We start from the raw sequence: 15,313 nt of genomic DNA, 5'->3' as shown, positions 1-15,313 counted from the left end.
GGAGCCGTCCATGCCAGACCTTCCGCCCCCCGACGGGAAGCTGTTCCCGCGCAACCTCACTGCCCGGGCCGAGTACGTCGTACGCGGCAACCCCTCGGGCACCCGCCCGGAAAGCGGTGTCGACAACTGCTTCCCGGGCCTGGAATTCGATCAGCGCAACCTGGACAAGGCGTTCTTCCCCGGCCTGACAGTCGACTTCCAGCGCGGCAGCGGTTCCAGGGTCCTGGCCGTGAACGGCGGGGCCGCCGCGGCACAGGGTCTGAAGGCCTCCGACGTGGACGACCCCGACAGCCCCCTGTACATCTGGGCGCTGTGCGGACGTACGACCGTGGATCAGACGGAGGCCCAGGCCCCCGTGATCGACTGCAGCGGGCTGGACGGCCTGGACGTGTGGCGGCGGGTACACGATCTGCTGCCCGGCCGGATCGCCGTCCTGGTCGGCCCGGGACCGGGCAGGTGGTCGGAGGGCGCCCTGGCCGTCGGCGACGTCAACGACCTGCGGAGGAACAACGCCGACTTCGTGCGGCGCGGCCCGAACGGCGGCTTCAAACTCGCCGTTCTGGTCGCCGACCGGGCCCGCTACCTGGACGAGGACGGGGTGATCGACCCGGACGTGTACCAGCCGGGCGACCTCACGCGCAGCCTGTGCGCGCCGTGGCAGTACGACTTCCGGGACTGCGGGTGCTTCTACTGGGCCGCCTCGAAGCCCGACGTCACCAGCAGCTCGGACGGCAGCGTCCCCCAGATGAACTTCCTGCGCAAAGACCGTACGCCGGTACCCGATCTGGACACGGACGCGGCCGACGAGGCCTCCCCGCGCGGCGTACGCACGGCGCTGGAGTTCACGTACCCGGGGCTGATCGCGAACTGGAACGTGCTGCCCGTGGTCCTCAACGACCGCGAGGACGACAGTGAAGGCATCCCGGCCCCTTCGTCCGTTCAGCCGCTGGACCGGCCGGCCGTCATCAAGAAGCTGAAGACGCTGGCCACGGTCGAACACGCGCTGTGCGTGGAGTACCTGTTCGCCCACTACTCGCTCCAGGCACCGATGCGCCTGCCGGCGAACCCGAGCGATCTCACCCGGAAGGTGTACGCGGCCGCCCAGGAGGTGTTCGCTGTCGCGGTCGACGAGATGCGTCACCTGCGGTGGGTCAACGAGGCACTCGGGACACTGGGGGAATCCGTGGTCCTCGGCCGCGCGAGCACGATCGATCGCGACGGCGCACACGACTTCGCACTGCGCCCGCTCGACGCCGCCCAGCTGCAATGGTTCATCGACGTCGAGGCGCCCAGCCAGCAGGTGGACACCGGTGTGGACGGGATGTACGTCAAGCTGCACGAAACCCTGGTCAAGCGGCCGGACCTCTTCCCGGAGTCGGAGCGGCTCGCCCATCTGATCAAACTGATCATCGACGAGGGCGGCGACCACTTCAGGCGCTTCCAGGCCGTCAAGGGCCATCTGGCGGAATTCACCCCCAGCCAATACCTGCGCGACCTGGGGCCGGGCGACGGAGGCTCCCTGCACACACAGCTCCTGCAACTCAGCGACCTGTACTACGCGATGCTGCTGGGGGCGCTGCAGCCCACGTTCATGCTGGGCGACAGCGCGGGCGGAGTACTGATCGAGCAGTCCCGCCGTACGATGGCCAACCTGCACGAGGTCAACCACATGCTCGCCGCACGCGGGGTGGCACCCCGCTTCACGCTCCCCGAATGGCTCGTCGAGCCCGCCCCCGCGGGCGGGGTGGCCCTCGCCGACGGGCAGCTCACCAGGGCCGCGGCCCTCGCCGCCATCCGAGCTCACGAGGCCCTCTTCAGCCTCGTCGAGGTGGGCGAGCGAAGGACGGTGGTCCGCCACTACCGCGACACCGAGGCACTGCTCGGCGCACTGACCATGCACGACGGCGGCGACAACGGGTGAGTCCCGTCACGATCGCCGGATCGGGGCTGGCGGAGCTCACCTGCGCGTGGCTGCTGGTCGGGCGCGGGCATCGGATCCAGCTGGCGGCGTCGGAACCCGGGGCGGGTACCCGGCCCCTGCTGCTGACCGGGCCGACGCTGGAGCTGCTTCGCTCCGTGTGGGGAGCCGGACTCCTCGACGATGCGTGGGAGTTGACCCACCGCCGGGTGCGGTGGGGGGCCGGGGTGCGCTCCGCGCGATTCGCGCAGGCGGGGCGGGTGGTGGACGGGGCGGTGCTGGCGGCCCGGATGCGGGAGCGGCTCGAGGCCTGGCCGACGCCGGACGCGGGCGGCCCGGCGCGGTGGACGGTGACGGCGCAGGTGGTGGGCGGCGCACCGGTGGCCCACCACACGCTCGGGCGACGGCGGTTGCTGGCGGGCACCGCCCCGTTGCGGGCGGGCCGGGACGAGCGCACCGCCGTGCTGGACACCACCGGTCTGGGCTGGGTCCAGCTCACCCCCCTCGGCGCGGGCGACTGCCTGGTGCAGGCCATGGTGCCCGGCCCCGCCGAGGACCCGGCCGGACTGCTGGCCCGGCTGCTCACCGAGTCCGCGGCGGGCGACGTACTGCGCCGCCCGCCGGATACGGTGGCCGCCATCCCGGCAGCCCCTCGGCTGCATCCCGCCCCGGCGCTGACCCCCACGGATGAGTTGCCGCACGGGCTGCTGACCGTCGGGGCGGGCGCCATCCGCTACGACCCGCTCAGCGGCACGGGAACCGCCCAAGCCCTGCGTACGGCCGTCCTCGCCGCCGCCGTGATCGACGCCGATGCCGGCGGGACCCCGGCGGCCGCGCTGTGCCGGCACTACACCGCCCGGCTGCGCGCCGCGTTCAACGAACACCTGGCGACCTGCTCTGAGTTGTACGCCTCCGCCTTCGCCTCCCGCGCCTGGCAGGACGAACTGGACGCCGCCCGGCTCGGCCCCCGAACGGCGGGCCGGCCGGAGGGCGTCGGTGGCGTGCCGTGATCACGCCCGGCGGAACACCGCCGCTCGCAGCACTGACCGGTCGCCCCCGCGCCCGGTCAGAACTCCGATCTGTGACGACTGCCGCTGCGGGCCTCCGAGGCCGTGGCCGTCTGACTTGTGACGCCGCCGAGGCCCAGGGGCGAGGTGGCCGGCCCGGACGAGGAGCTGCGCCGACACCGTGTTCACGACGACCCCGGCGGCCTGACGGACGCCGGGGTCGTTTCATGCCGTTCGTATCCTGGCCAGGAGCTGCACCGGCAGGTCTTGCAGGAGGTGGGCCAGGCGGGGTGCGTCGTATCCGGCGTCCGCGATGACGAGGACGTCCGGGTCGTCGACCTGTCACTGGCCTGCGGTGATCAGCCGCTCGACCAGTTCGCGCAACTGCAGACGATCGAGTAGGGCCACCCGGGAAAGGGGATGTGCTGGTCCTTGCCCTGGCCGTAGGTGTGACACATGATCCGCTGCGGTGAGGTGTGGGCGTCGGACCGCAGTCAGCAGGTGACATCGACGGCCAGGACCAGCCGGCCGTCTGCCGACCGGGTGAGCAGCACCGAGGCCAGGGCTCGTCGAACAGGGCATCTGCCCGAGCGGTGAGACAGGAACAGAACTCACCCCGGAAGCTTGACAGTTCCACCAGCGGCTCCTGCCGGGCATCGTGATGTTGCAGGCTCATCCCCTTCTACCGGCGGCGCAGAGACCCGGGTTCCGCAACGACTGAACCAGTCGCCGGCCGGTGACAGTCGCTCTCCACTGGCCCGCACGACGACAAGCCCGTCACCTTCGAAAGCGATTCGGTCACCGGTGGCCAGGAAGAGCGGGCTCGTCAGCTCGAAGGCGCCTCGCAATGCTCGGCGCCGGACTCCGCGGGCCTGAACGGCCCCACTTTGACGACAGGACCTACGCTCACGGGCCCTGACCGATCACGTTGACGAGGGCCGTCGCCGTCGCGGCGACGACGGTGATACCGGCGGCGAATGTGCCCGCCGCCCGGCTCAGGGCCTGCGGGTACGAGGCGCCGTCACGGCGGGCGAGATAGGCGGCGCCCACGCCCGCCAGGCCGCAGATGACAACGGCGAGGGCGGACGCAAACAGGATCAGCGTGGTTCGCTGGGACACGGGTCGTTCCCTTCGGCTCGGCGCGCCTGCTCGGCGGGCACGTGTGGGTGATGAACCGAATGTCGCGCTTCCGCTGTTCGCCGTGGTGCGTCCGGTCAACAATGAACAATCACGAACACCAGGTCGGCATTGGCGAACGAGGGGGCGCGGACGGCCATGGAGGGCAAAGAACCCCGGGTCCCACACGGGCCCGCGGCGTGGGCCGAGTTGCGTGCCCGCCTCGACGAGGCGCTGGCCGTGGCCGGGCTCACCAAGAGCATGCTCGCCCGCCGGGCGGGGTTGGGCCGTACGGTCGTCAGCCAGGCGTTCAGCACCTCGGACGCCACCCCCGTTCCCTCCGCACACACCGTGGCCGCGCTCGCGCGTGCGCTCGGCCTGGAACCGGGCCCGCTGTTGGAGCTGCGTACGTCTGCCCGCGCGGCGTCGCCGGCCGGGCCGGAACCGGCCGCAGCTCCACCGCCGCCGGCCCCCGAAGCGGGCCGCCCCATCCGGGAGTGGCACCCGCACGATCTGGAAGTCCACCCGGCCGTCGAACCGGCGCCACCCCTCGGCGAACCGCACCCCGGGCTCACGGTCCCCGCGATGCCGTCCTACGTACGACGGCCTCACGACGCCGAGTTGGCCGGGGTCGTCGCCGACGCGGCCGCCGGGAACAGCCGGATGGCCGTACTGGTCGGATCCTCGTCCACCGGCAAGACCCGCGCACTCTGGGAGGCCGTACAGCCGTTGGCCGCTCAGGGATGGCGGCTGTGGCACCCGTTCGACCCGACCCGCGCCGAGTCCGCGCAGGCGGAGCTGGCCCGGGTCCGGCCCCGGACGGTCGTCTGGCTCAACGAAGCCCAGCACTACCTCGGCGCAGGGCAGGGCGTCGGCGAACGCATCGCCGCGGGCCTGCGCACCCTCCTGGCCGACCAGCGCCGGGGACCCGTCCTGGTGCTGGGCACCTTGTGGCCCCGGTACGCGGACGACTACACCCGGCCCGCGGCTCTGGGCCAGGATCCCCATGCGCAGGTCCGCGCGCTGCTGGCCGGGCGGCTCGTCATGCTGCCCGACCGCTTCGACCCTCCGGCCCTGGACGCGGCGCGAGCCTTGGCCGGGCAGGGCGACCGGCAGCTCGGACTGGCGCTTGAACGCACGCAGGACGGACGGCTGGCCCAGTTCCTCGCGGGCGCGCCCGCACTGCTGCAGAAGTACCGGGCCGCCTCGCCCGCGGCGCGTGCCCTGCTCTGCGCGGCGGTCGACGCCCGCCGCCTCGGCGTCGGCCCCCACTTGCCGTACGCGTTCCTTACACAGGCCGCGGAGGACTACCTCACCGACGACGAGTACGACACCCTCGAAGACGACTGGTACGAGCGGGCCTTCACCGAGACAGGACGGGCGGTCCACGGCGACCTCGCACCGCTGCGCCGGATGCGTCCGCGGTCCGCCGGCGGTCCTCCGGGAGACCACACGTCCGGGCCGGTGTACCGCCTGGCGGACTACATCGAGCAGCACGGTGCGCACGAGCGCCGCGCTCTGTGCCCGCCGGCGTCCTTCTGGTCGGCCGCGTACGAGCATGTCGACGACCCTGAGAGCCTTCTCCTGCTGTCCCGGGCGGCAGCGTCGCGGCTGCGACTGCACTGGTCGCACCGGCTGTGGCTGAGAGCGGCCGAGCTGGGCGACACCGTGGCCATGGTCGAGGTCGCCAAGGCCAAGCGGCGGGCGGGAGACGTCGAGGGGGCGGACCGGCTCATCGAACGGGCGGCCGAGGCCGGACACGACCAGAGCGCCATGTCGTTGGCCATGTCCCGCGCAGCCGTCGGAGACTTCGACCGCGCCGACCGCCTAGTGCGCCTGACCTGCGACGCCGGGGAGGAAGGCCCGCTGCTCCACCTGGCGCACTGGTACGCGCAGGAAGGTCACCCCGCCCGCGCCGAAGACCTGTGCGCGTACGCGGCCAGGAGCGGAAGCGACGTGGCACGGGCACTGCTCGACGCACTGCGCCGAGGGCTCACCGGCCTGGACGTGTTGGAGTTCGTGACCCTCCGGTGTTCCGGCCCGTTCGGCGGAGACGATCTCGCCGAGGTTGCCGAGGAGCGTGCAAAGGCCGGTGACTTGCAACGGGCCGACGAGCTCTACCGGCTGGCCGCGGATGCCGGACACACCCGGGCACTCGTCGGTATGTGTCTGCTGCGCCAGAGCATGAACGACGAGGAAGGCGTCGCCGAGGTCTGCTGCCTGGCCGTTGAAGCGGGCAACGGCCAAGTGCTCTACTCGATCGCGCGAGCGAGAGAGGAAGCCGGGGACGCGGCGCAGGCCGACACTCTGCTGCACCAGGCGGCCGAGGCGGGGAGTTGGTTCGCCCGCGACCAGTGGACGGACCGGCTCGTCCAGTCGGGCAGTCTTGATGCAGCGGCTTCCTTCGTCCTGTCGGCGCAGGAGTCCAGCGAGTGGCCCGCCTATAGGCTGGCGCTCCTCCGAGCCGCCGACGGCAGCCGTCCGGGCCTGACGGCGCTGCTCCACCAAGCCGACGGGCCGGCGAGCGCCGCTACGCTGGCGGCGCTCGCCGAGATACTGGAGAGGTCAGGGGAGGAAGCAGACGCTCTGGCCCTGTATGAACGCGCGGCTTTCCACGGGAACCCGAAGGCCCTGGTCGTGCTCGGAGAGCGGGCTGCCCTGAACGGGAGCCTGCAGAAAGCGAAGGAGCTGTACCAGCGCGCGGTTGAGGCCGGTGACGACAAGGGCATGCTTCGCCTCGGCGGTGTGCTGGAAGCGTCGCAGGACCGGGCGGGAGCCGAGGCGTTGTACCGTCGCGCATCGGGTGCGGAGGACAAGAACACGGCTGCGCTCGCCTTCGTACAACTGGCCCGCATGTACGAGGCCGACGGTGACGTGGACGGTTGGCGGGCGCTGGCACGCGCGGTGGCCGACGAGGACGAGACGGCGGCGGTGGTGCACCACCTGGCACTGGAGGGGCAGCAGGCCGGGGAGAACACCGAAGGGGCGGTACTCCTGCTCCACGGAGCAGCGGATGCCGGGAGTCCCGAAGCCTTGTTCGGACTCGCCGCGCTCGAAGCCCGCGGGAAGAACCGCGGGAAGGACCGCGGCGCGCTCCTGGACCGAATCCGGGCCGCCGTGGACGCCGGCAGGGATGATGCCTTGATGCTCGACTCCAGCTCGGGTGACTTCCTGGTGGACTTCTCGCACAACCCGTGGCCCCATGGTCTCGAACCGGACGGAACCCCTTCCGCGCCCTGGAACCCCGAGCCGCCCGTCGAAAGGAGGCGCGTCAGGGAGATCGTCATCGGTAGCGGCGCACGCGACGGCACCACAGCGGGCCGTGCCGCATCCATCGAGGCAATGACAGCCGCAATAGTCGCCGCAGTGGTCGCGGACGATGACTGGCCGGGTGGACCGCTGAGTGCGTGATCTCGCAGCTGAGGTTCAGGCCTTGTGCCGGTCACGGCTGGTGCGGGCGAGGGCTACGACTACGACCACCTGCGGCGATGGCTCCGACTGCGAGGGATCCGGCATCGTGTCGCCCGCAAGGGCGTCGAGTCCTCGCAGCGTCTGGGCCGACACCGATGGGTCGTCGAACGGACCGTGTCGTGGCTGGCCGGCCGCCAACGTGTAACTGCGGTCAGCCAGCTCGGACGGTCCTGCGCGCTGGGGGTTGCCAGATGAAGGCATCGGCAATCTCATCTTGGAGCGGATCCTTCTGCCATGTATCGGTGATGTCGGTCCAGTTGCGGATGACGGCGTTGCCCGCTGCCTTCGGCGTCTGGCCGGTGCCGTCGAGGGTGAAGTAGCGCAGGGCGGTGAACTGGGCCTCGATGCGGTTGAGCCAGAAGGAGTTCGTCGGCGTGTAAGCGATTTCGACGTTGTTCGCGGTTGTGAGCGATCACGGAATCACGTGATCGTTCAGACCTTCCGGTGTGGGCGTTTGCGTCAGGCCGCAGTGAAGTCCAGTGACAGGATGCGCACTCAGCCCAGTCTCGCCTCGCTGGAAGACGGCGCGCTGTACCTGGACCGATTGCCATGGATGAGGGCTACTCAAGGCCGCACGCCTCCACGCTGGCCATGCCTGGGCGGATGAGGCCAAGACTTCCTCAAGGCCGGACCAAGCCTGAGGCGGCAGCCTGCACGTCGGCCGGGATACGCCTAATTTGTCCCTGCATGACAGATAACACTGAACGTCGTGCACCGTTGGGGCGTCGCGGGCTCGTCCGGGGCGCGCTGACGGGAGCGGTGGCGGTGGCCGCCGGGCTGGTGTCCGATACCGCTACCTCGACCGCCATCCGCGCCGATGGGAAGGGCCTGCGGCCGCGGACTCCCGAGTCCGCGCTGCGGGAACTCGCGGCGGGCAATGCCCGCTGGCGGACGTTTCACGAGCGGAATCCGGACCGGACGCGGGCGGTGCGGCAGACACTGGTGGCCGGGCAGCATCCCTTCGCTGTGGTTCTGGGGTGCATCGATTCCCGTGTCCCGCCGGAGTTGGTCTTCGATCAGGGTCTGGGTGACCTGCTGACGGTTCGCTCGGCCGGCTCCGTCCTCGATGAGGCGGTCCTCGCCAGTATCACCTACGGGGTTCACGAGCTGGGAATCCCGCTCGTCGTCGTTCTGGGGCACCAGTCGTGCGGGGCCGTGACCGCCGCCGTCCAGGCTGCCGAGGACGGCGAGCTACTGCCCGGCCATATGCAGTACCTGGCCGACCAAATCCATCCGGCGCTCAACCGCACCCTTCGCGGGGCGGCGCGCGTGGACGCGGCCATCACGGCGAACGTGCGGCTGGTGCGCTCCCGCCTGGCCGCCGAGCCCGTCCTGTCGGCCAAGGTTGCAGCGGGCGTGCTGGCCGTGGTCGGGGCCCGCTACGAACTGACCAGCCAGCGAGTCCACCAGATCCGCTGACCCCCGCCCACTGTGAAACCCCGGGCGGACCCGCACCCGCTAGACTTGCAGAGTTATGCAATTTACTAGTTCTGGATTCGGTGGACGGGGGTTGTGGTGTGGCCGGGTTCGAGGAAGCGGCGCTGGAACGGGTCCGCATGGCGCGGGCTCGTCTCCAGGCTGCGCGGGAGGCTGACGATGCCGTCGAGGAGGCGCAGGCTGAGGAGGAGCTGGAGGACGCGCTGCGCGTGGCCCACGATCACGGCGTGGCCACCGGCGCGGATGGCCGGTGAAGCCGATGGCGTCACGGTCTCGTCCGAGGCCGCGGTAATGGCCGGGCACCCCAGCGGGCAGCATGCGCTGCCGCAGACGCGCAAGCACGCGTGGACGGTCCCGCTGGTGCCGGGCTCGGTACGGGCCGCGCGCGAGCGTACGGAACGCTCCCTGGTCCTCTTCGGCCTGGGAAGCGCCTCCTCCCTCTTCGGAGCCGCGCTGCTCGTGGTCAGCGAGCTCATCGCCAACGCCGTCCGCCACGCCCAGCAGTCCCCGGACGCCGAGGTCACCCTCCACGTGAGCGACCACATGCTCGTCGTAGCCGTCGCAGACCTGGACCCGCGCCCCATAACCCTGGCCGACGCCGACCGGGCCACAGGGCAAGGGCTGCGCACCGTCGCCGACCTAGCACGCGCCTACGGCGGTGACGTCCGTATCGAGCCCGCCACCGGCGGGCGCGGCAAGACGGTCATCGTCCGCTTCATCCTGCCCGAGGGAACCCCATGAACAGCAGTGAGCCCCAGGCTGTCCACTTCTACGAGATCACCTACCTCGGCGCCGTCCCCGATACCCGCACCGTAGAGGCAAGTGGGGTCGCAGCCGTCATCGAGCACGCCGGCGAGCACGGCATGAAGATCCTCGTCCGCCCGCACGCCCCAGCCCAGCATGAACCCGACACCCGGACAGGAGGGCAGCCGTCATGACGGACGACAAGCCCGCGCAGAGCGAGGCTGCGAAACAGGAACGGTGGCTGGCCAAGGGCGTCGCCCTGCGCGCCTTCTTCTACATCTTCGGCACGCACCTGTTCGCCGGCTTCGTGTACCTGCTGTTCTATCTCGGCCAGCACGCTCAGAAATGAGGAGCGGCCGTCTTCCGGTGTCAGAAGCGCGCTGAACCCGCACTAACGGAAGACGGCCGCCGCATGTGGGGCGCGGCCCTCGTGGGGCCTGCGCCGTGTGTGCTGCCTAGATGTGGCTGGTGGCGCGCAGGTCGGCCAGGAGTTCGGCCTGACCTTCCAGTACGCCGGAGAGGATGCCGCGGGCGACCCGCAGCAGTTCTGCGATCTGGGGGTGGGTGAGCTGGTAGTACACGTTGGAGCCTTCGCGGCGGGTGACCACCAGGTTGGCCTTGCGCAGGACGGCCAGTTGCTGGGAGAGGCTCGCCGCCTCCACCCCGACCTCCGGGAGCATCTCGGCGACCGCGTGTTCGCGTACTGCCAGGAGTTCCAGGACGCGGATGCGGACCGGATGCCCCAGCGTTTTGAAGAACTCCGCCTTCAGCTGGTACAGCGGTGTGCTCACCTGGGTACCCCTGCCTTGACTGCCCATCTCATCCACCCGGAACCATTCCCTCGTAGGGGCATCCGATCGCCCCTCTTCACACCTTGCGACCTCCACAGTTGCAGATCCCTGCAACTCCTGGGACCCCGTGGGCGGCCTTCGTGACGTTCGGACCCCCGAGAGCGGGTCCTTCGCCGGTCAGGCCTTCTTGAGGAACTCGGTCCGCAGGACCAGGCCCTTGACCTTCTTCGTGTTGCACTCGACCTCGCCCGGACGGGACGTGAGACGGATGTTCTTGACCAGGGTGCCGCGCTTGAGGGTCTCGGAGGTCCCCTTGACCTTGAGATCCTTGATCAGGGTGACCGAGTCGCCGTCGGCGAGCGGGGTGCCGTTGGAGTCCTTGACGATGATGTCGCTCATGGCGTGGGTGTCCTTGCCGTTCTCGTAGCTGGTGCTGGTGTTCAGGTGAGGGCGGGTGTGGCCGGGTGATTCGGGTCCTGCCAGTCATCGGTACGCCACTGCCTGACCGCGTCCTGGGCCCCGTGGGCGGCCAGGGCGGCGGCAAGGTCGCAGTGGACGGCGACGGGCGGGCAGGTGGCGTCCGGTACGAGGGAGCCGTCCGCGGGTATCGCCGCGAGCTCCAAGCGTCGACCGTTCTCGGCGAGGCGGCGTGCGGCCTGGGCGACGGCGATCTGTCCGCCGGCCGACCAGCCCAGCAGACCGGTCAGGTCGAGGATGACCGGGCCGGTGCCCCGGGCCAGCGCCCAGCCGATGGCGCCGGTGAACCGGTCCACGGCATCCGCGCCGAGGTAGCCCGCCAGGGACAGTACGCCCAGGTCCTCGCGGGTCGTGTACCGCCATTCGATCGTCATCGTTCGTTCCTCGGTTCGCTCGTCACAGGGGCAGGGTGATCCAGATGGCCTTGCCGCGCGAGTCCGCGTCCGGCCTCACGGCGGCGGTGCCGCCCAGCTCCATCGCCAGTTCGACCACCATGGCCAGGCCGCTGCCCGGGGCGGTGGCGAGCGCCCCGAACAAGGCCGGCTGGTAGGGGTGGCGGTCATGGACAGCGAACGCGAACGCCCCCGGTCCGTGCGCGTAGGTGACCGTGATCGTCGGCGAGGACACGGCGGCATGGCGGACGGCGTTGGTGACCAGCTCGGCCAGGATCAGCAGCGCCGGGTCCACGCTCGGATGCCGAAGGCCCACCCCGCACTCCATGAGGACCAGCTCGGTGGTCTCGCGCGCGATGCGGACGGCCGAGCCCATGGCGGGCACGTCCAACACGTGCCGGTAAGGCATCGTCTCGACCCGGACACTCACCGGCCCGCCCCCGCCACGGTGCGGGCAAGGCGGAACCCGGACACCTGCTGCGGGTGCAGCCGCAGCAGGGTGTCGTGCGGGCCGTGGGCCCAGCCTGGCAGGGTGCGCCGGTAGTGAGCCGCCTCGTCGGGGTTGGCGATGACGTCCGCCGGACCGTGCGCGCTGACCGTCCAGCCGGTGCCGGCAGGGGTGCGGATCTCATCGACCTGGTAGGTCAGCAGCGCACGGCCGGGAATGCTGGCGGCCTGCACGGGGGCCCGGACGACGAGGCGCCCGTACTCCATCACGTGCGTGGCGGGGCGCACGACGGCCAGCTCCCGCTGGACGTAGACGAGTCGGCCTTGGCTGGAGCCTTCGAGGAGCCACAGGGCCTCGGTGCCGGAGACCTCGATCATGCGGCGGTCGGCGGGGACGGTCATCGTGCTCCCTTCCGGATGCGGTGCGGTCGGTGATGCGTACGGGGCAGCAGTCCCGCCTGTTCCAGGTGTTTGCGGGCCCCGGCGATCGCTTCCGGGGTCGTGGCGTATTCACGTCCCTCGTGGCGCAGCAGGTCGAGCGCGCCCACGGCGTCCAGGGCCTGGCGCTGGCCTGGCCGGATGCCGGAGGTCATGACGGCGATGCCGCGTCGGTTCAGCTTCTCCACGGCGTCCTTCAGTACGAGGGCGCCGGTGGCGTCCAGTGTGGTGACCCTCGACATGCGCAGGATCACCACCTTCACGTCAGCGACCTCCGACAGCTCCAAGAGGAAGCGGTGGGCGCCGGCGAAGAACAGGGGGCCGTCGATGCGATAGGCCACGATGTGCTCGGCCAGCAGCGCGTGCTCCTCCTCGCTGTGCTCACCTGGCACATCCGGCCGGAAGTCGACCAGTTCCATCCGAGCCTGGCTCGCCACCGCCTTCAGGGCGAGCGCTCCGGCGACGACCAGGCCGATGATCACCGCGTAGACGAGGTCGAGGACCAGGGTCGCGGCGGCGGTCAGGACCAGCACGACCGCGTCCGAGCGCGTCGCCTTCGCCATCGCCCGCAGCGAGCCGACCTCCACCATGCGAATCGCCGTCGCCAGCAGCACACCAGCGAGCGCGGCCAGCGGGATCTTCGACACGAGCGGGGCCGCGGCGAACACGATCACCGCGAGCACCGCGGCGTGGGTGAGCGCGGCCAGGCGGGAGGAAGCGCCGGTACGGACGTTGACCGCGGTCCGCGCTATCGCGGCCGTGGCCGGAACTCCGCCGAACAGCGGGGCCGCCAGGTTGGCGATGCCCTGCCCGAACAGCTCCTTGTCCGGGTCGTGCTGCTGTCCCACCGTCATCCCGTCCGCGACCGTCGCCGACAGCAGGGACTCCAGCGCGGCAAGCGCCGCGACAGCCACGGCCGGGGCGAGCAGCGAGCCGAGGACGGACAGGTCGAGGAAGGCCAGGGAAGGAGCGGGCAGGCCGGAGGGCAGGTCACCGATCGGGGACGCCGCGCCCAGGTGGAACACCTGCGTGATCACGGTCGCGGCGATCACCGCGACGATCGAGAACGGGACCGTCGGCCTCCACCGGGCACCGGCAAGCATCACCGCCGCGACACCGGCCGAGAGACCGATCGCGGTCCAGTTCGGGAACGCCACGAACTCCACGAGAGCCCGCCAGGCAACGAGCAGGACCTTCTCGCCCTCCGGCTTGGCCACACCGAGCGCGTTGGGTATCTGCTGGAGGCCGATCACGCAGGCAATACCAAGGGTGAACCCCTCCACCACCGGCGCCGGCACGTACCGCATGTACTGCCCGGCCCGCAGAAGCGCGAGACCGATCAGCAGGACACCGGCCATCAGCCCGACCGTCAGCACGCCGCCGGGCCCGTACTGGGCGACGATCGGCACCAGCACCACGGTCATCGCACCCGTCGGCCCGGACACCTGGAGGTTCGACCCGCCGAACAGCGCGGCGAGCGCGCCGGCGACCACGGCGGTGGCGAGTCCGGCCTCCGCACCGAGCCCGGAGGAGACCCCGAAGCCAAGCGCGAGCGGCAGCGCGACGATCGCCACGGTCAGCCCAGCCAGCAGATCCCGGCGGGGACTGCGGCCCATGACCGCAAAATCAGCCCGCGTCGGCAGCACCGAGCGGACCCGCCCCAGCATGGAAGTCAGGAAGTTGTTCACAGTCACGGCGCCCGGACCTCGGACTCCCGCAGCTCCTCCAGCAGCTCGCGCTGCCCCGCCAGCACCTCGGTCAGAATCCGCCGAGCCGCCCGCATCAGCTGCGCGACATCCCCGCCAGCCAGCTCGTAGACCACGGTCGATCCGTCACGCACCGAGGTGACGATCCCCGACCGGCGCAACACCGCGAGCTGCTGCGACAACGCGGAGGGCTCGACCTCGATCGCGGCCAGCAGATCGCGCACCGGCATCGACCCGTCCTGCAGCAGCTCCAGAACCCGTATCCGCACAGGGTGCCCGAGCATCCTGAAGAACTCGGCCTTGGCCTGATACAGCGGAACCGGCACGGTCTCGCACCCTTCTCCCGCCCCAGGCACCGGGGCGAACGGCTGGTGCTGCGCCCGCGGCTACCTGCAGACACAGCCCTCACAGCATCTATGAAATTGCAGACTTCTGCAATTCACAGAAACGACGATCGCCCTTGACTGGAGCCCGTAGCTTCTGCTCAGGGACCTCGCCGCCACCCCGCAAACCCTCTGCCCGCTGGCGCACGATCTTTCTAGGGCTGGCTGTAGCCGTCGAGGAAGTTGCCGATCCGGGTGACCGCGTCGGTGAGGTCCTTCGCGCCCGGCAGGGTCACGATGCGGAAGTGGTCGGGCTCGGGCCAGTTGAAGCCCGTACCGTGCACGACCATGATCTTTTCCTCGCGCAGCAGGTCGAGGACCATCTGCCGGTCGTCCTTGATCTTGTAGACGGACGGGTCCAGCTTCGGGAACAGGTACAGCGCACCCTTGGGCTTCACGCAGGTGATGCCGGGGATCTGGGTGAGCAGGTCGTACGCCGTGTCGCGCTGCTCCAGGATCCGCCCGCCGGGCAGCACCAGGTCGTTGATCGACTGCCGTCCGCCGAGGGCGGTGGCGATGGCGTGCTGGGAGGGCATGTAGGCGCAGAGCCGCATGTTCGCCAGGATCGTCAGGCCCTCGATGTACGACGAGGCGTTCTTCTTGGGCCCGCACACCGCCATCCAGCCGGACCGGTAGCCGGCGACGCGGTAGTTCTTGGAGAGCCCGTTGAAGGTGAGCGTCAGCAGGTCCGGGGCGATGGCGGCGGTGTTCGTGTGGATCGCGCCGTCGTAGAGGATCCGGTCGTAGATCTCGTCCGAGCAGACGATCAGGTTGTGGCGGCGGGCGATGTCGGTGAGCCCGTGCAGCATCTCGTCGTCGTAGACGGCGCCGGTCGGGTTGTTCGGGTTGATGATCACGATCGCGCGGGTGCGGTCGGTGATCTTGCGCTCGATGTCGGCGAGGTCCGGCATCCAGTCGGACTGCTCGTCGCAGCGGTAGTGCACGGCGGTGCCGCCGGCCAGGCTGACGGAGGCGGTCCACAGCGG

17 protein-coding genes and 3 pseudogenes are annotated in these 15,313 nt (G+C 70.5%); 8 read left to right on the top strand and 12 right to left on the bottom strand.

The window, feature by feature from the left end:
* The first annotated feature begins 10 nt into the window (after positions 1-10).
* Entirely contained in the window at positions 11-1,921 is a 1,911-nt protein-coding gene (locus AB0O21_RS24835; RefSeq protein WP_365174053.1) for a ferritin-like domain-containing protein, read from the top strand.
* Entirely contained in the window at positions 1,918-2,928 is a 1,011-nt protein-coding gene (locus AB0O21_RS24830; protein ID WP_365174051.1) for a hypothetical protein, read from the top strand. The genes AB0O21_RS24835 and AB0O21_RS24830 overlap by 4 nt, the downstream gene beginning before the upstream one ends.
* A 231-nt stretch (positions 2,929-3,159) precedes the next feature.
* On the opposite strand, the pseudogene AB0O21_RS24825 reads toward AB0O21_RS24830, so the two are convergent.
* Both AB0O21_RS24825 and AB0O21_RS24820 read right to left on the bottom strand, forming a co-directional pair.
* A pseudogene (locus tag AB0O21_RS24825) lies at positions 3,160-3,601 on the bottom strand (transposase); the annotation flags it as partial.
* Between the two features lie 230 nt (positions 3,602-3,831).
* Entirely contained in the window at positions 3,832-4,044 is a 213-nt protein-coding gene (locus AB0O21_RS24820; RefSeq protein WP_365174049.1) for a hypothetical protein, read from the bottom strand.
* Positions 4,045-4,200: 156 nt separating this feature from the next.
* Between AB0O21_RS24820 and AB0O21_RS24815 the strand changes: the two genes are divergently transcribed.
* Together AB0O21_RS24815 and AB0O21_RS24810 are read left to right on the top strand one after the other, a co-directional pair.
* Positions 4,201-7,452: a transcriptional regulator gene (locus AB0O21_RS24815; RefSeq protein WP_365174046.1), complete on the top strand. Its 3,252-nt coding sequence runs from the start codon at positions 4,201-4,203 to the stop codon at positions 7,450-7,452.
* Between the two features lie 69 nt (positions 7,453-7,521).
* Positions 7,522-7,653: pseudogene (locus AB0O21_RS24810) on the top strand (IS5/IS1182 family transposase); the annotation flags it as partial.
* A gap of 157 nt (positions 7,654-7,810) precedes the next feature.
* Here the strand turns inward: AB0O21_RS24810 and AB0O21_RS24805 are convergent.
* Positions 7,811-7,912: pseudogene (locus AB0O21_RS24805) on the bottom strand (transposase); the annotation flags it as partial.
* Between the two features lie 287 nt (positions 7,913-8,199).
* Between AB0O21_RS24805 and AB0O21_RS24800 the strand changes: the two are divergent.
* On the top strand, positions 8,200-8,931 hold the full coding sequence (locus AB0O21_RS24800; protein ID WP_365174043.1) for a carbonic anhydrase: 732 nt from the start codon (positions 8,200-8,202) through the stop codon (positions 8,929-8,931).
* A 65-nt stretch (positions 8,932-8,996) separates the two neighbouring features.
* Here AB0O21_RS24800 and AB0O21_RS24795 read toward each other — a convergent pair whose 3' ends face one another.
* Positions 8,997-9,218: a hypothetical protein gene (locus tag AB0O21_RS24795; protein ID WP_365174040.1), complete on the bottom strand. Its 222-nt coding sequence runs from the start codon at positions 9,216-9,218 to the stop codon at positions 8,997-8,999.
* A 22-nt stretch (positions 9,219-9,240) separates the two neighbouring features.
* On the opposite strand from AB0O21_RS24795, the gene AB0O21_RS24790 reads away from it, so the two are divergent.
* The 3 genes from AB0O21_RS24790 to AB0O21_RS24780 are packed head-to-tail and all read left to right on the top strand — an operon-like array spanning position 9,241 to position 10,042.
* Positions 9,241-9,690 (top strand): ATP-binding protein, encoded by a 450-nt coding sequence (locus AB0O21_RS24790; protein ID WP_365174038.1) that lies wholly within the window; start codon positions 9,241-9,243, stop codon positions 9,688-9,690.
* A complete protein-coding gene (locus AB0O21_RS24785) occupies positions 9,687-9,887 on the top strand; it encodes a hypothetical protein (protein ID WP_365174035.1) in 201 nt (66 codons plus the stop codon). Before AB0O21_RS24790 ends, AB0O21_RS24785 begins: the two co-directional genes overlap by 4 nt.
* Positions 9,884-10,042, top strand: coding sequence for a DUF6126 family protein (locus tag AB0O21_RS24780; RefSeq protein ID WP_365174032.1), 159 nt, complete (start codon positions 9,884-9,886; stop codon positions 10,040-10,042). Before AB0O21_RS24785 ends, AB0O21_RS24780 begins: the two co-directional genes overlap by 4 nt.
* Positions 10,043-10,148: 106 nt before the next feature.
* On the opposite strand, the gene AB0O21_RS24775 is transcribed toward AB0O21_RS24780, so the two are convergent.
* From AB0O21_RS24775 to AB0O21_RS24740, 8 genes are all read right to left on the bottom strand, one after another.
* The gene (locus AB0O21_RS24775; protein ID WP_365174030.1) at positions 10,149-10,484 is read right to left on the bottom strand and encodes a metalloregulator ArsR/SmtB family transcription factor; all 336 of its coding nucleotides are present in this window, start codon (positions 10,482-10,484) and stop codon (positions 10,149-10,151) included.
* Between the two features lie 177 nt (positions 10,485-10,661).
* Positions 10,662-10,883, bottom strand: a complete 222-nt coding sequence (locus AB0O21_RS24770; RefSeq protein WP_365174027.1) for an alkylphosphonate utilization protein — start codon at positions 10,881-10,883, stop codon at positions 10,662-10,664.
* 41 nt (positions 10,884-10,924) lie between these two features.
* A complete protein-coding gene (locus AB0O21_RS24765) occupies positions 10,925-11,335 on the bottom strand; it encodes an STAS domain-containing protein (protein WP_365174025.1) in 411 nt (136 codons plus the stop codon).
* 22 nt (positions 11,336-11,357) lie between these two features.
* Positions 11,358-11,762, bottom strand: coding sequence for an ATP-binding protein (locus tag AB0O21_RS24760; RefSeq protein ID WP_365174022.1), 405 nt, complete (start codon positions 11,760-11,762; stop codon positions 11,358-11,360).
* Between the two features lie 17 nt (positions 11,763-11,779).
* Positions 11,780-12,202 carry a pyridoxamine 5'-phosphate oxidase family protein gene (locus AB0O21_RS24755; protein ID WP_365174019.1) on the bottom strand — a complete coding sequence of 141 codons (423 nt, stop codon included), beginning with the start codon at positions 12,200-12,202 and terminating at the stop codon, positions 11,780-11,782.
* Positions 12,199-13,854 (bottom strand): SulP family inorganic anion transporter, encoded by a 1,656-nt coding sequence (locus AB0O21_RS24750; RefSeq protein ID WP_365174017.1) that lies wholly within the window; start codon positions 13,852-13,854, stop codon positions 12,199-12,201. Before AB0O21_RS24750 ends, AB0O21_RS24755 begins: the two co-directional genes overlap by 4 nt.
* Before the next feature lie 74 nt (positions 13,855-13,928).
* The gene (locus tag AB0O21_RS24745) at positions 13,929-14,270 is read right to left on the bottom strand and encodes a metalloregulator ArsR/SmtB family transcription factor (protein ID WP_365174015.1); all 342 of its coding nucleotides are present in this window, start codon (positions 14,268-14,270) and stop codon (positions 13,929-13,931) included.
* A gap of 212 nt (positions 14,271-14,482) precedes the next feature.
* Positions 14,483-15,313, bottom strand: an 831-nt coding sequence (locus tag AB0O21_RS24740; protein ID WP_365174012.1) for an aminotransferase class I/II-fold pyridoxal phosphate-dependent enzyme, incomplete at its 5' end; no start/stop codon positions are given.

The organism is Streptomyces sp. NPDC091371 (genome assembly GCF_040684275.1).
Classification (GTDB): domain Bacteria; phylum Actinomycetota; class Actinomycetes; order Streptomycetales; family Streptomycetaceae; genus Streptomyces.
Note: the sequence above shows the minus strand (reverse complement) of the source record. Positions and strands in the feature narration are given on the sequence as shown.